General features: G+C 42.9%; 6 protein-coding genes. 3 read left to right on the top strand and 3 right to left on the bottom strand.

Annotated features, from left to right (window positions below; genetic code table 11):
• Nucleotides 1-3 precede the first annotated feature (3 nt).
• Entirely contained in the window at nucleotides 4-4,593 is a 4,590-nt protein-coding gene (locus tag HNP77_RS09245; protein ID WP_184652906.1) for a 2-hydroxyacyl-CoA dehydratase, read from the bottom strand.
• 245 nt (nucleotides 4,594-4,838) lie between these two features.
• Between HNP77_RS09245 and murJ the strand changes: the two genes are divergently transcribed.
• Both murJ and HNP77_RS09235 read left to right on the top strand, forming a co-directional pair.
• Nucleotides 4,839-6,458 (top strand): murein biosynthesis integral membrane protein MurJ, encoded by a 1,620-nt coding sequence (murJ, locus tag HNP77_RS09240; protein ID WP_184652905.1) that lies wholly within the window; start codon nucleotides 4,839-4,841, stop codon nucleotides 6,456-6,458.
• Between the two features lie 36 nt (nucleotides 6,459-6,494).
• The gene (locus HNP77_RS09235) at nucleotides 6,495-7,640 is read left to right on the top strand and encodes a M24 family metallopeptidase (protein WP_184652904.1); all 1,146 of its coding nucleotides are present in this window, start codon (nucleotides 6,495-6,497) and stop codon (nucleotides 7,638-7,640) included.
• On the opposite strand, the gene HNP77_RS09230 is transcribed toward HNP77_RS09235, so the two are convergent.
• Nucleotides 7,627-11,118, bottom strand: coding sequence for a tetratricopeptide repeat protein (locus HNP77_RS09230; protein ID WP_184652903.1), 3,492 nt, complete (start codon nucleotides 11,116-11,118; stop codon nucleotides 7,627-7,629). The two genes, HNP77_RS09235 and HNP77_RS09230, sit on opposite strands and share 14 nt — an antisense overlap.
• Nucleotides 11,119-11,139: 21 nt before the next feature.
• The gene (locus HNP77_RS09225) at nucleotides 11,140-12,639 is read right to left on the bottom strand and encodes a LamG-like jellyroll fold domain-containing protein (RefSeq protein WP_184652902.1); all 1,500 of its coding nucleotides are present in this window, start codon (nucleotides 12,637-12,639) and stop codon (nucleotides 11,140-11,142) included.
• Between HNP77_RS09225 and uvrC the strand changes: the two genes are divergently transcribed.
• Nucleotides 12,618-14,630: an excinuclease ABC subunit UvrC gene (gene uvrC, locus HNP77_RS09220; protein ID WP_184652901.1), complete on the top strand. Its 2,013-nt coding sequence runs from the start codon at nucleotides 12,618-12,620 to the stop codon at nucleotides 14,628-14,630. The two genes, HNP77_RS09225 and uvrC, sit on opposite strands and share 22 nt — an antisense overlap.
• The last annotated feature ends 2 nt before the right edge of the window (nucleotides 14,631-14,632 follow it).

Here is a 14,632-nt window from a genome sequence, read left to right as displayed (position 1 = left end):
TCCTTATACAGAAAGCGGAGCATCCTGCATTGCCACAGGTTCAGGATCTGTAAATGCAGCCCCTTCAGGAAGTCTTATTTCAGGCTTTACAACCTTATGATCCGGAGTATGAATCATTCCGTCAGCTTCCTCATCCGGATGTTTTCCTGCCGGAGCATTACTGAGGAGAAGCTTAAGGCGGTTAAGCTGATTTACTTCTGAAGAACCCGGGTCATAATCGATGGCAGAAATATTTGCATCAGGATAACGGCGGCGGAGTTCCTTAATCATTCCCTTTCCGGTTACATGGTTAGGAAGACAGGCAAACGGCTGAACGCAGGCAATACTAGGCGCACCCGTATGTATGAGCTCAACCATTTCTGCAGTAAGGAACCAGCCTTCTCCTGTAATATTACCCAGCTGTACGATATCATCAACTCCCTTCTGCATATCCCAGATAAGGGCCGGAGGATCAAAACGATGGCTCTTCTTAAGCTGCTTCTTCATGTATCTTCTGAACAGTTCAAGAGCCCATACGAGAATCTTTGAATTACGTTCTTCCTTCTTAGGGAATGCAAGTTCCCTGTGGCGGAACGGACCTTCAGCAAGACAGTAGAATACAAAGTCTGCCAGATCCGGCATTACACATTCAGCCCCTTCGCGCTCAATAGTACCGACGATGTCATTGTTTGCAGTCGGATGGAATTTTACGAGAATTTCACCAACTACACCGACTCTCGGCTTCTTAATCGGAAGAAGAGGAAGCCTGTCAAAATCCCGGATGATACCCCTGATAACCTTATGGTACGTAAAGATATTCATATTTCTGAGCTTCGTTTCACAGATACCGTTCCATTTTTCATAAAGGGCATCTGCACTTCCAGGAACAGCTTCGTAAGGTCTCGTCCTGTAAAGAACCCTCATGAGAAGGTCTCCCAGCATTACTGAACGGAAGCAGCGGATAATCATTGACGGTGAATATGTCCAGCCCGGATTAGTTTCAAGTCCCTGGGTACTCATGGAAATTACAGGAATATGTGCCATTCCCGCATCTGCAAGAGCACGGCGGATAAAGCCTATGTAGTTTGTAGCACGGCAGCCTCCGCCAGTCTGAGTAATGAGAAGGCTGACGTTATTAAGATCATACTTACCGCTCTGAAGCGCATGAATCATCTGTCCTGCAACAAGGATTGAAGGATAACATGCATCATTGTTTACATATTTAAGTCCTGTTTCTACTGCACCCGGATCTACTGCATCAAGAACAACAAAATTGTATCCTGAATACTGCATTGCCTTCTGAAGCAGTCTGAAATGTATAGGACTCATCTGAGGAGCAAGAATCGTATGCCTGTATTTCATTTCTTCAGTAAAGATCTGACGCTGATATGCGGCACTCTTTACCACAGGCTTGATTCTGTTGCGCTCACGGGCTTTAACGGCAGCAATAAGAGAACGGATACGGATACGTACGGCTCCAAGATTACTTCCTTCATCAATCTTGATAAGGGTATACATGCGGCTCTTTGCCTTCATGATTTCGTCAACCTGATCGGCTGTAACGGCATCAAGACCGCATCCGAAAGATGTAAGCTGAACAAGTTCAAGGTTCGGCATTTCGTTTACAAAGGATGCGGCACGGTAAAGCCTGTTATGATATGTCCACTGATCAACTATGCGCAGAGGACGCTCAATCTTTCCGAAATGAGCAACTGAATCTTCTGTAAATACAGCAAGTCCGAGCCCGTTAATCATTTCCGGAATACCATGGTTGATCTCCGGATCAAGATGATAAGGACGACCTGCAAGAACTACACCGTTTGCACCGCGGCGGATTATTTCTTCAAGGGTTTCTTCTCCCTTTTCCTGAACGTCACGGCGGAATTTTTCCTGCTCAAGCCAGGCTGCATGAACGGCATCCTTTACCTTTTCGTAAGTAAGGTTATTGAAATACGGCTTAAGTACTTCGTAAAGACGCTCCCCAAGACGCTTTTCATCATAAATAGGAAGGAACGGATTGAGGAAGGTTATGCTTGAATCCTGACGAAGGGCATCAACATTATTGCGGAGAACTTCAGGATAGCTTGTTACAATCGGACAGTTATAGTGGTTGCCGGCCCCGGAATCTTCCTTTGTCTCATAAGGAGCACAAGGATAGAATATGAATTTTACTCCGGCTTTAAGAAGACTCTCTACATGACCGTGAGAAATTTTTCCCGGATAACATACTGATTCAGAAGGAATGGTTTCAAGACCCTTTTCATAAACAGCCCTGCTTGAACGTGGAGAAAGGCGTACCCTGAATCCAAGTTTCGTAAAGAAAGTAAACCACAGAGGATAGTTTTCGTACATATTAAGTACGCGAGGAATACCTACATCCCCCATTGTTGCTTCTTCAGGACGAAGAGGTACGTAATGGAAAAGCCTCTTATACTTCCATTCAAAAAGATTTGGAAGGTTTTTGTTGTCATCATCATCAGAAGTAACGGTATTTGCCTTATTGCTGGCATCAACAACCTTAGACTTGTCTTCCTCAAGCTCGGCTCCACGCTCACAGCGGTTTCCGGTAATGAATTTGCGGACTGCACGGCCTTCAGAACCTTCCGCACCGTCAGTAGAGAAGGTATTGATTGTAAGAAGACAGTTATTGGAACACTTTCCGCAGCGGCGGAGTTCAAGGTCTACCTTAAAGCTTTCAAGCTGATCAAGAGTTGCAATATTTGACTTAACGAATTTAGGTGTCTGATCCGGATCATCCGGCTTAGGACGCCTTAAATCTTCCCACTGATCCTGAGCTATAAGGGCAGAACCATAGGCACCCATAAGACCTGCAACATCAGGACGGAATACGTTTACACCGGCAATTTTTTCAAAAGCACGGAGAACGGCATCATTATTGAAGGTACCGCCCTGAACAACAACTTTTGAACCTATATCAGAAGCCTTTCTAAGTTTAATTACCTTAAAGAGGGCATTTTTAATAACAGAATAAGAAAGTCCGGCAGAAATATCCGCTACTTCCGCACCCTCTTTCTGAGCCTGCTTTACACGGCTGTTCATGAATACAGTACAGCGGGTACCTAAATCTACCGGTTTCTTTGCAAGAAGGGCTATTTTACTGAAGTCCCTTACATTCATACCCATTGTGTGGGCAAAATTATCAAGGAAGGAACCGCATCCTGCAGAACAGGCTTCATTAAGCTGAATTGAAACGATGGCACCGTCCTTCATGCGGAGGCACTTCATGTCCTGTCCGCCGATATCAAGAAGGAACTCTACGCCAGGAACGAAGAAATCTGCAGCACGATAGTGAGTGATTGTTTCTACTTCACCGGCATCAACTCCGAGAGCTGCCTGGAAAAGAGCCTCTCCGTAACCGGTAGAAACTGCACGGGCAATATATACGTCTTTCGGAAGAATTTTATAAAGATCTTTAAGAACCCTTACCGCAAGGTCTACCGGATTTCCGGCATTAACGTCATAGAATCTCCAGAGGATGCGGCCTTCAGTATCAGTAAGTACAGCCTTTGTCGTTGTAGAACCGGCATCAAGACCGAGGAATACAGGTCCCTTAGTTTCTTCAAGTTTTCCCGTAAGGGCTTTTTCTGTTGAATGACGGGCATTAAACTCGTCAATTTCTTCCTGGGTATTAAACAGAGGTTCAAGACGCTGAACTTCCTGCATTTCTGCACCAACAAGATTTGAAAGGCTTGCACGGAATTCTTCAATTGTAGGGAATGCCGGCTGTTTTTCCTTAGGATTAAGGCATCTTACAGTTCTTTCTGCTGAATATGCCGCACCGCTGGCAACAAAAAGCTGGCTGTTTTCAGGAACTATCGTTTCTTCTTCCGTTAATTTAAGAGTTACGATAAACCTCTGGCGGAGCTGGTCAAGAAAGTGAAGAGGTCCTCCGAGGAATGCAACATGTCCCCTGATAGGCTTACCGCAGGCAAGTCCTGAAATAGTCTGGGAAACTACAGCCTGAAAGATGGAAGCTGCAATGTCTTCCCTTCTGGCTCCTTCATTTATAAGAGGCTGAACGTCAGTTTTAGCAAATACACCGCAGCGGGCTGCAATAGGATAGATTGTAGTTGCACCACGGGCAAGTTCATTAAGTCCCGATGCATCCGTCTCAAGAAGGGCTGCCATCTGGTCGATGAAAGCTCCCGTACCGCCGGCACAGGTACCATTCATGCGCTGCTCAACACCGCCCTTAAAATATGTAATCTTGGCATCTTCACCGCCAAGTTCAATTACAACATCCGTCTGAGGGATTATTTTCTTTACGGCTGTCGTTGCAGCAACTACTTCCTGAATAAAAGGAATGTTAAGCCACTGAGAAACGGAAAAACCTCCGGAACCGGTAACTTTTACGCTGACAGTCTGCTTTTCTCCTGCAGGAAACTTAGAAGCAACGGTATCAAATGCCGTATTTACAACCTGAATGATTGTATTTCTGATATCAGCACGATGCCGCTCATAGGCACCATACAAAAGTTCATCATTATCGCCTAAGATTACAACCTTTACAGTTGTAGAACCAACGTCAATTCCCATACGGACAGGTTTTACCACCGGTTTCATGGAAGTAACGTCAATCTGTGAATTTTCCATAACAAAAAATCTCCGCAAAAGTATCTGTCAAAATCTGACTGAATTTATAGAATAAAATTCGTATTTTCAATAAAAGTGCGGTTTCTGTTAAAACAGCCACACATAGTCAATGTACAAGTTTATAAAGAAACTGATTAAAACTCAAGGGTTTAACCCCAATAGAAAACGTGTCTTTTTTTTAGAGAAACTCCGCAGTTTTATGCACTTCCCTTTATAAAATCTCCGCAAAGTTCTATACTCACCCCATGAATAATAATGATGAAAAACCGGCTGTTCAGCCTGAACAGAAAAAATCCCGCTCACTACTTTCAAAAGGGCTTTCTCTTTCAGTTCTGACTCTGCTTTCAAGAATACTGGGACTCATAAGAGAAACAACAAAGTCAAGATTTATGGGAACCAGCAGCATTTCGGATGCATTTACAAATGCTTTTATGATACCAAACCTTTTCAGAAGGCTTTTTGCGGAAAACTCAATTTCTGTTGCATTCATTCCTACATTCAAGGGATATCTTGAAGAAAACGACGGGGAAGAAGGAAAAAAGACAATCCAGCAGTTCATCAATTCAACCTTCACCCTTGTTTCTTTCTGTACGGTACTTTTTGTAACCCTGGGAATGATATTCACTCCAGTGATCCTGCGCATTTTCTACAAAAATCCTGAATCCCTCAGTGAAGCAGCAGTTCTTACCCGCATAATGTTTCCGTACCTTGTAGTTATTTCAATCGCTGCCTTTTTTCAAGGAATCCTTAACGGGCTTAAAATATTTTCTCCCTCAGGCTTTACTCCGATTCTCTTCAATTCAATAGTAATAACCGCCACATATGTCCTTGCACCGGTAACGAAAAATCCTGCCAGGGCAATGGCAATCGGCGTAATAACAGGAGGAAGCATTCAGTGTCTTTTCCAGCTTCCCTTCGTTCTTAAAACTGGCTGGAAAATAAAGCTCACTTCACTGAAAAATGCGTTCACAAACCCGGGAACAAAAAAAGTTCTTCTGCTTATAGGACCTACCATCATCGGAATGGCCGGCTACCAGGTAAATGATCTTGTTTCTTCAGCCCTTGCAACCAGAGCCGGAACAGGAGTTGTTTCTTCCCTTCAGTATTCTCTCAGGCTTCAGGAACTTATTCTGGGAATCTGTGCAGTTACTATAGGAACAATAATTCTTCCTGACCTTACGGGGTTTGTAAAAAAACAGCTGTGGAACGACTTCAACTCCATGCTTACGACAGCCGTAAAAATAATGACACTGATTTCAATTCCGATTACTTTCTATGCTGTAGCCATGGGAGACTCCCTGATAACACTTGTTTACGCTTCAGGAAAGTTCGATGAAAACTCTATAAAACAGACGACTTCAGTATTTAACTTTCACATTGCAGGACTTCTGTTCATAGCATTAAACAGAATACTGGGACCTGCATTCTACGCTCAGTCAGATACAAAAAGCCCGACAGTCGCAGGACTTGTAAATTTTGCAGTAAACATCCTTCTTGCAGCACTTCTGGTAGGAAAATATGAAGGAAAAGGAATTGCCTTTGCCCTTACGGCTGCAAGTTTTGTAAACACGGTAATGCTTTTTATTTTCTTCAGAAAGAATAAATTCATTCAGGCTAAAAAAATCATTCTTGAAAGCCTTCTTTACGGGGCAAAAACCGCCGTCTTTTCTGCAGCAGCAGTAATTCCCGTCATTCTCATGAAGAAAAGACTGCTGGAAATTTTTGCAGGCCACAGCCGCTTTATCTCCATGGGACTTCCAGTGGGTATAACTGCAGCACTGTTCGCCGTCTGCGGAATTTTCCTTCTTGTCATCACAAGAGATTCCATTTTGAAAGGGGCCTTATCAAAAATCAGGCACCGCTAAAAAAAACATAAGTCAGGATTTTACAGGAGGTTTTATATGAAAGAGTTAGATTCAATTTTCAGGGCGCGGAGAGAAAAAGTCTGTGCCTACATGAAGGAACATGACATTCAGGCAGCCATATTCCACGACAGCGAAGACGGAAGGGATGTTTCCGTCAGATATCTTACAGGTCATCCCAACGATGCCGTTCTTGTACTTCACTCATCAGGTCATTCGGTTCTCGTTCCATGGGACGTAAACCTTGCATCACAGAAAGCTCATGCTGACCGGGTACTTCCCTACACTGACTATAACAGAGACTACCTTACCACAGTAAAGGCTGTACTTGCTTTATTTGACGGCGAATTTAAAAATGATGCCGGAGAAAAAAAAGCTGCCCTTCCTGATGCTACCACTCATGTTGAATTCCTGAAATTCAAGAATGAAGTTAAAGGCTGGGATATTTTCTGCACGGAAAACTCCGTTCATGATTTTGTGGAAGAATGCCGCGCCGTAAAAGATGAATATGAAATTCAATGTACAAAAAATGCCTGTGCCATAACTGATGAAATGACAGATGAAATCGAACGCATGGTAAAATCAAATCCTTCGCTTACAGAAACTGACATTGCACTTTTTGCAGAACGTTACCTCAGAAGCAAAGGAGCCGAACGTACAAGTTTTGATACTCTTGCCGCAGGACCGCAGCGTTCATTTGCAATCCACGCATTTCCGGGATACACAGGCGGCCCGTGGGGATGTCAGGGATTAAGCATTCTTGATTACGGGGTATGCTATGAAGGATATGCTTCCGACTGTACGATTACTGTAGCAAAGGGGCCTCTTAATAAAGAACAGGAAAAACTTCTTGATCTCGTACAGACAGCAGCTGAAGAATGCAGAAAACTTTACATGCCCGGCAAAAAAATAATTGATGCCGCAAGAAAGGCTGATGAGATTTTTGCAGCTGCAGGCAAAAAAATGCCCCATGGTCTTGGCCACGGGACAGGTCTTGAGATTCATGAATCTCCGTTCATCAGCATGAGGGCTGCAGAAGATCAGGTATTTGTTCCCGGCAACATCATCACCCTTGAACCGGGACTTTATGATCCTGAACTGGGTGGAACCCGTCTTGAAAATGACGTTCTTATTACACCAGACTCAAACGAAATTCTGACCCGTTCACGAATCATGTATTTGTAATCTTTTCAAACATGCGCTCAACTTCTTTTTCAAGCTTACCGGACTTTTCCTTATCAGGAAGTTCATAAACAAGAGGAAGCATTGAATTAAGAATGGTGAGCGCAAGCTTTTTCTTGTCAAAGTTAACTCCGGATATATCATCATCACCAAGCTGATCCCTGATTGCACTGGCCTGGGCAAGGAGACCTCTCTTACCGCTTCGTCTTGCAATAATGAACTCCAGCTGCAGGTTTGTACGGCTTCTTAAAAACGCATCTGACTTTCCGTCAGGAAGAAACTGTGAAAAGGCTTTAAGATTCTGAAACAGTTTGCTTGTAAGACTGAACTTCTGTGAAGTTTCATATTCAGTAAGTTCATCAACAATGCGCCGTATCGTATCTGCTGCCATTTCATAGACATCTTCTTCCGGACGTACGGCAGGCTGGCTTTCTGCAAAGGCAAGTTCCTCCGGAGTAATTGCAGGCCAGTCCAGTTCCTCATCATCATCTGCTTCACTGGCAATTTCATGGGCAAGGGAATCAATATCCTGTTCCTCAGGTTCGGCTCCTGCATCTGATTCAGGTCCTGCTTCTGCCTCAGTTTCCTCTGAAGCTGCAGGTTCCGGTTCACTTTCCAGTTCAACCTCAGGGTCTCCGGCTTCTGAAGGTAATGCTTCTTCATCTTCAGCAGGAAGAACTTCTTCTATTTCATTTTCATCAGGATCTTCCTTCATCATGTCATAGGCATCACGAAGCTCATCTTCATCAGAGAACATAGGTTCCTCATAAGGAGAATCCATGTCATTTTCAGGCATTATTGAATCCGGAGAATCACTTTTACGGAGAATATCTTCATCATCCATAATGTTTTCGTCCGGCTCATATTCCGTTGCTTCATTCTGAGGCAATGACTGGTTGTAATCAAATTCATCGGCAGCATCTTCCAGCTCATCTTCACTTAAAAGAGGCTCAACTGATTCCCCTGGTGCTGACGGTTCTTCATAGAGAGGTTCTTCTTCATAAAGAGGTTCCTCTTCTGATTCTGGTTCAGCTTCCGGCTCAGGTTTCCGCAGCTGTTCCGGTTCAGGGTCAAATTCAGGCTCAGGTTCCGGTTCAGGTAACGGCTCAGGTTTCTGAACAGGTTCTTCCGGTTCGGAAGGACGATAAGGTTCCGGTTCAGGTTTCTGCTCCGGTTCCTTTCTATTTTCAGGAAGTCCATTCTGTTTTTCTGCAGCCTCCTGAAGCTGTTTCTTTGCATCCTGAAGTTCTTTTGCCAGATCCTGAAGTTTTTTCAGTTCTTCATTACGTTTATCAGTCTGATCATCTTCATACTTCTGAAGACGCTCAAGATCCCTCTCCTGATTCTGTCTCTGCTGCTCGGCAAGTTCCTGCTTTGCATTCTGAAGTTCCTTTGCCAGATCCTGAAGTTTCTGAAGTTCTTCATTACGTTTCTGTTCATAAGCGTCATCCTGAGAAGGCAACTGAGGCTGAGGCTGTTGCGGCGGTTGTGGTTGTGGTTGCGGCTGAGCCATATCCTGAGGACGCTCATAAGCAGGTTCTTCAGGCCGGTTGTTTTCATAAGGATCCCGGTACTGAGGACGGGGAGGCTCTTTTTTCTGCTGATAATCATTCTGCAGTTCATCCAGACCGTCACTCAGTTCAAAAGGAGTATCGTTCTTTTTCTGAGGCATGATGTCTTCCGGAGAAAACATATTGTCCATATTATCTTCCGAAGGTCCGCGGCTTGAATCTGCTCCGAAGCTGTTATTTGCAAAGAAGTCATCGTCATCATCCTCATCTTCTTCATCAAGACCGTCCAGAGCATCGTCATATTTACCCACATTGTCAGCAAGGATTTCCTGATCAAGTTTTCCTGAATCAAAAATATCCTCAATGGAAGAAGTATCATCCGTAAGCTTTTCAAAATCATAGGGATCACGACTTTTAAGTTCTTCTTCCGGTGTAAGTTCCTTTTCTTCCGGCTTATCAGAATCATCTGATTCAAACTCGGAACCTATTTCCGCAGAATCGGCAGAGGGCTGTGCAGAAGCAAGCTCAGAATCAATAAAACTGTCATCATCAGTTTTTTCTTCCTGACGGCTGTTCTTTTCGTCAGAAAGCATTCTGTCATTGATGTGCTCCATACCTTTTTTAGAAGCCATGTTGTCTTCATCAAGATCACCTATCTGCTTATAATAAGAATAGGAATCTGCAAGATTACCCAGCTGCTCAGATGTTTCAGCAAGCTTTTTCAGAACTCCCGTATCATCAGGATTATTTTCATTAAATTTCTTATAGTACTTTTCTGCCTTATCAAGATTACCAATCTGAGAAAATCTCTTGGCGCAGTCTTTATAAAAATCATCATATTCAGGTTCTTTGTCACGAATTTTTTTCAGACACTGAAGTGCCTTCTCTTCTTCATTACGGCAGATGTAATACTGTCCCATAAGATTAAGAGTTTTTGCGTCCTCCGGGTTTTCTTTCCAGAGCTTTTCGATTTTTTTACTGGCCTCTCCAATTTTGTTTGCACTTAAAAGAATTGAAGCAAACTGATGCTGCACGTCAGAATCCTTCGGTGCAATTTTTTCAAGATGAGTCATTGTCTGAATTGCATCATCATTTTTTCCGGTAACTTCATAATTATCAGCAAGGGCAGACAGAGCCTTTTTGTTATCAGGATCGTAATGCAGGGCTGCCTTAAATTCTTTTTCTGCATCATCATATTCACTTTGGGAAGAATAAACTTTTCCCATTTTTGTGTGCATGTCAACATTTGAAGGATCAAGTTCGATTGCATGCTGAACCATTTTCCCCGCTTCTTTGGTTCTGTTTTTCTTCAGCAGCATGTCGGCATAGGAATCAATGGCATCTATCCAGCCCGGCTTTGTTTTCAAAGCCATTTCATACTGAGTTTCCGCAAGATTATATTTTCCGATTTTACTGTAGCTGTCTGCAAGATTAAGATGAAGGACAGGATGATTCGGATCAACTTTAAGACCTTTCAGATAATAGGAAATTGCTTCTTCATTTTTATTTTCTGCGGCATAAACCGAACCGATATGATTAAGGGCAAGAACATCCTGAGGATTTTCATCAACAACCCTCTTGAAACATGAAATTGCTTCTTCATTCATTCCCATCAGCCGGTATGTGAATCCCATGTTATAGAAAATCTGCGTATTGTTCTCATCAACAATTACAGCTTTTTCGAGAACAGCAATGGATTCCTCATATTTTTTCATTCGCCTGTAAATGGCACCCATATTATTAAGAGCATTAACATTATCCGGCTTTAAAATAATGATTCTGTTAAAAACCTCGAGCGCCTGACTGTCATTGCCGCTTTTTACGTACATCTCCGCAAGATTTTTAAGAAGACCTACGTTTTCAGGATCATCCTTCAGCATCCCCGTATAAATTCTGGAAGCCGTGGAATAATCCCTTGCAAGGACTGCGGATTTTGCTCTTTCTAAAAGTACTGCATTAGAATTCTGCATATTTCATTCTCCAAAAAATCTTCAGCGGTTAAGCGGTCTTGCGTAAACCTCTTTAGAGAGATCCCCCATGATTCTGGAATCTCTTTTTGAATAGGCTGCAACCGCAAAATAATAAATCTTTCCGTTTTTCAGACCTGTAAGCGTTATTCCGGTTATGTTACCGGCATCTACAGGCGAGGCTCCTTCTACAGCTTCCCTGCCGAGATATTCTCCGGGACGCTCCCCATAATAAACATAATACCCTCCGGCGTTATTATCTATTGAATAACTCCAGGTTAGAGTAACAGAACCGTTAGAAGGAACAGCTTTTATATTAAAGGGAGGAAGAGGTGCAGGAGTTTCTACATAATGAAGATCAATCTGCGTAACGGAAGGAGTATTTTTTCCGCCGCCGTCACTGTAGAGATCTGCAGCTATCTGAAAATACAGTCCTTCAGTATTAAGGATTTCTTCATGATTAGTTACAGGAATCCATTCAGGATAGTTTTCGGTCCAGCTGAAAAAATTGTCCCCGCTCCTTACGAAGAAAACAACATCCGTCTGTTCCGGTGTATCTATAATCGCATCCAGTCTCGTAAGTTTTGCACACTGGGAAATAAGAATAGGCTGAGTTTCAAAACGGCCGCCTTCCTTACGGTACGTATCAAAATTGAAATCTGGAAGAGTTTCGGAAACTGCCTGACGGGAAATATGAAAATCATCAATTACACCGGAAAACTGCGGACATATATCTATATCAGCCGTAACGCCAGTCTGGAACATATAAACGGAACCGCCGGTTTCTTTTCCGGTGGTAGTCATGTATTTTAAGGCCTCCAGTTCTCCGTTAATCCTGTATTCAAGAAGCCCGGTATCCTGATTGTAGCTTATGGCATGATGAGCCCAGGTATTAGGAATAATCGTTCTGTAACTTGAAATGCTGACTTCTCCTGAATTATCTACAAAGCCGTCAAATACATTTGTAAATACCCACTGCAGCCTGTTACCGTAAAAGCTGGCGCGGATTATCTGATAAAGGGAATAACCTGAAACAGTGCGGGAAGATCTCCAGGAAAATACGATTTCTCCGTTTTCCGCAATGAATGGATACAGCCAGAATTCTATCTCAAAAGAACCGGTAGCATTTTCGCTTCCAAAAATAGAGCCTGGATTTCCGCGAAGTCTGAGTCCGTTATTTTCCCGTATGAGGCCGCCCTTTTTTCCCATCTTGCATCTTGAAGTCGGCGTAACTTCATTAAGAATGACGCTGTAATTTCCGCAGGCATCTTCCGGAACCTCTCCCTCAAAATCAAGAAGAAGATCTGACATAAAAGAAGTTTTCCTGCTGTTTGTATCCAGCTTGACTGCATCATAACCGAAACGGCCTTTTCCCATTACAACTCCGTCCCGTCTGGACAGAACAGGCCAGCCATCCTTACCGCCGAGAGTCATTACTTTTTCTTCACCATAAACTTCCGGCACTATGAAAGTCAGGACTAAAAATGTTACAATACGCAAGAATGAATGATATGTCTTTACCATCACAAAAAAACCTCTCACCCCGGGAAATACTTCATCAAACGGCACTTAAAGCACCGAAACAGAGCGGTGTCTATATGTGGCGCAATGAAGCAGAAACCGTCATTTATGTAGGCAAGGCAAAAAACCTAAAAAACAGGCTTTCTTCATACTTCAGCGGGAACAAGGACATTAAGACCAGGCTCCTCATCAGCAATGCCCGCAGCATAGAATACATAACAACCAGCAACGAATACGAAGCTTTCCTTCTGGAAAACAACCTTATAAAAAAGTACACGCCCCGTTACAACATCAACCTTAAAGACGGAAAATCTTACCCCGTGCTGAGAATCACAAAAGAAAAATATCCCAGGATATTCAAGACACGACAGGTGATTCATGACGGATCAGTCTACTTCGGACCTTTTCCAGATGCCACAGCCCTTGATACTTTCATAGAAACCCTCTACGAAATATATCCACTCAGGCACTGCAAAAGCTTTAAGGAAAAATCGTCGCCCTGTATGTATTACCATATAGGAAGATGTCTTGCCCCATGTTCAAAAGACATAAAACAATCCACCTATACTGAATTTATCGAAGAAATAACGGCTCTACTTGAGAATAAAGGAGAAGAAACTCTCAAAAAACTCCATTTTCAGATGAAAGAAGCTGCAAAAAACATGAATTTTGAAAAGGCTGCAAGGCTGAGGGACGGAATAAGGGCCCTTACAATACTTCAGAATCAGAATTCAGTTGAATCCTTTTCAGGAGATGACAGAGACTATATTTCAAGCTGGCGGGAAGGAGAACTCATCAGCTTTACTGTCCTTAAAATCCGTGAAGGAAAACTTCTGGGCCGTGATAACTACAGGACTGTTTCCCTTAATGAAGACACGGAAATTCTTCCTGAATTCATGAGTGCGTTCTATACAGAAAAAGAAAACATACCTCCCGTCATATATATTGATTCAGTTTTTTCAGATGAAGAAAAGACTTCCGATTTTGCAGAAGAAATAAAAAACATACAGAAATTCTTAAATGAAACCTTCAGCACTAATACTTCAATAATAAACTTCGGGCTTTCAAAATCAGAATCAGGTATTCACAGGGCATCACTGGACATGGCACGACAGAATGCCCGCGAAGACATCATCCGCCGGCTGAGGGAAAGAGGCGATTATCCTGCAATGGAAGAACTTCAGAAAGTACTGAACCTGCCGAAACTGCCGGTAAGAATAGAAGGATTTGATATTGCCCATATCGGTGGAAAGTTTCCGGTTGCATCCCTCATCAGTTTTTACAACGGCAATCCCGATAAAAAAAATTACCGCTACTTCCGCCTTAAAACAACTGACGGTCTTATAGATGACTTTCAATCCATGCGGGAAGCTACGACACGCCGCTACACAAGACTCCTTAATGAAAAAAAAGAACTTCCGGATCTTATTTTAATAGACGGAGGCATCGGACAGGTAAATGCAGTTGACGGAGTATTAAAAAGCATAGGCCTCGACATTCCCATTGCCGGTCTTGCAAAACGGGATGAAGAAATATGGAGGCCCCACACAAGTGAACCGGTATGCCTTCCAAAGAGAAGTGACGCATTAAGACTTTTACAGAGAGTCAGGGATGAAACTCACAGATTTGCCACAAGCCGCAATCAGGAGCTGAGAACTAAGGAAAATACAGTTACACCGTTTATAAAGATTTCAGGAATCGGAAAAGAACGGGATAAACTCCTTATGAAAAAATATGGTACGCTTGAAAAATTGAGCAGGGCACAGGAAAATGAAATTGCAATGCTCTTAAACATAAATGCTGAAAAAGCATCAATGATTCTTACCTCTGCAAGAGACCTTTACCGGCAGCAGACAGAAGTTAAAGAAAAAGAAATGCTTTCTCTGGATTTACCGGGAACTACAAAAGAAAAAGCTGCACGGTCAAAGAAAAACCAGCTTCTTGCCCAGATGGCGGCAGGAGAGCTTACTGCAGCTGAAAATATCGAGGAATAAAT

Source organism: Treponema rectale (assembly GCF_014202035.1).
Lineage (GTDB): Bacteria > Spirochaetota > Spirochaetia > Treponematales > Treponemataceae > Treponema_D > Treponema_D rectale.
The sequence above is the reverse complement of the archived record's forward strand: the minus strand, read 5'-3'. Positions and strand labels throughout refer to the sequence as shown.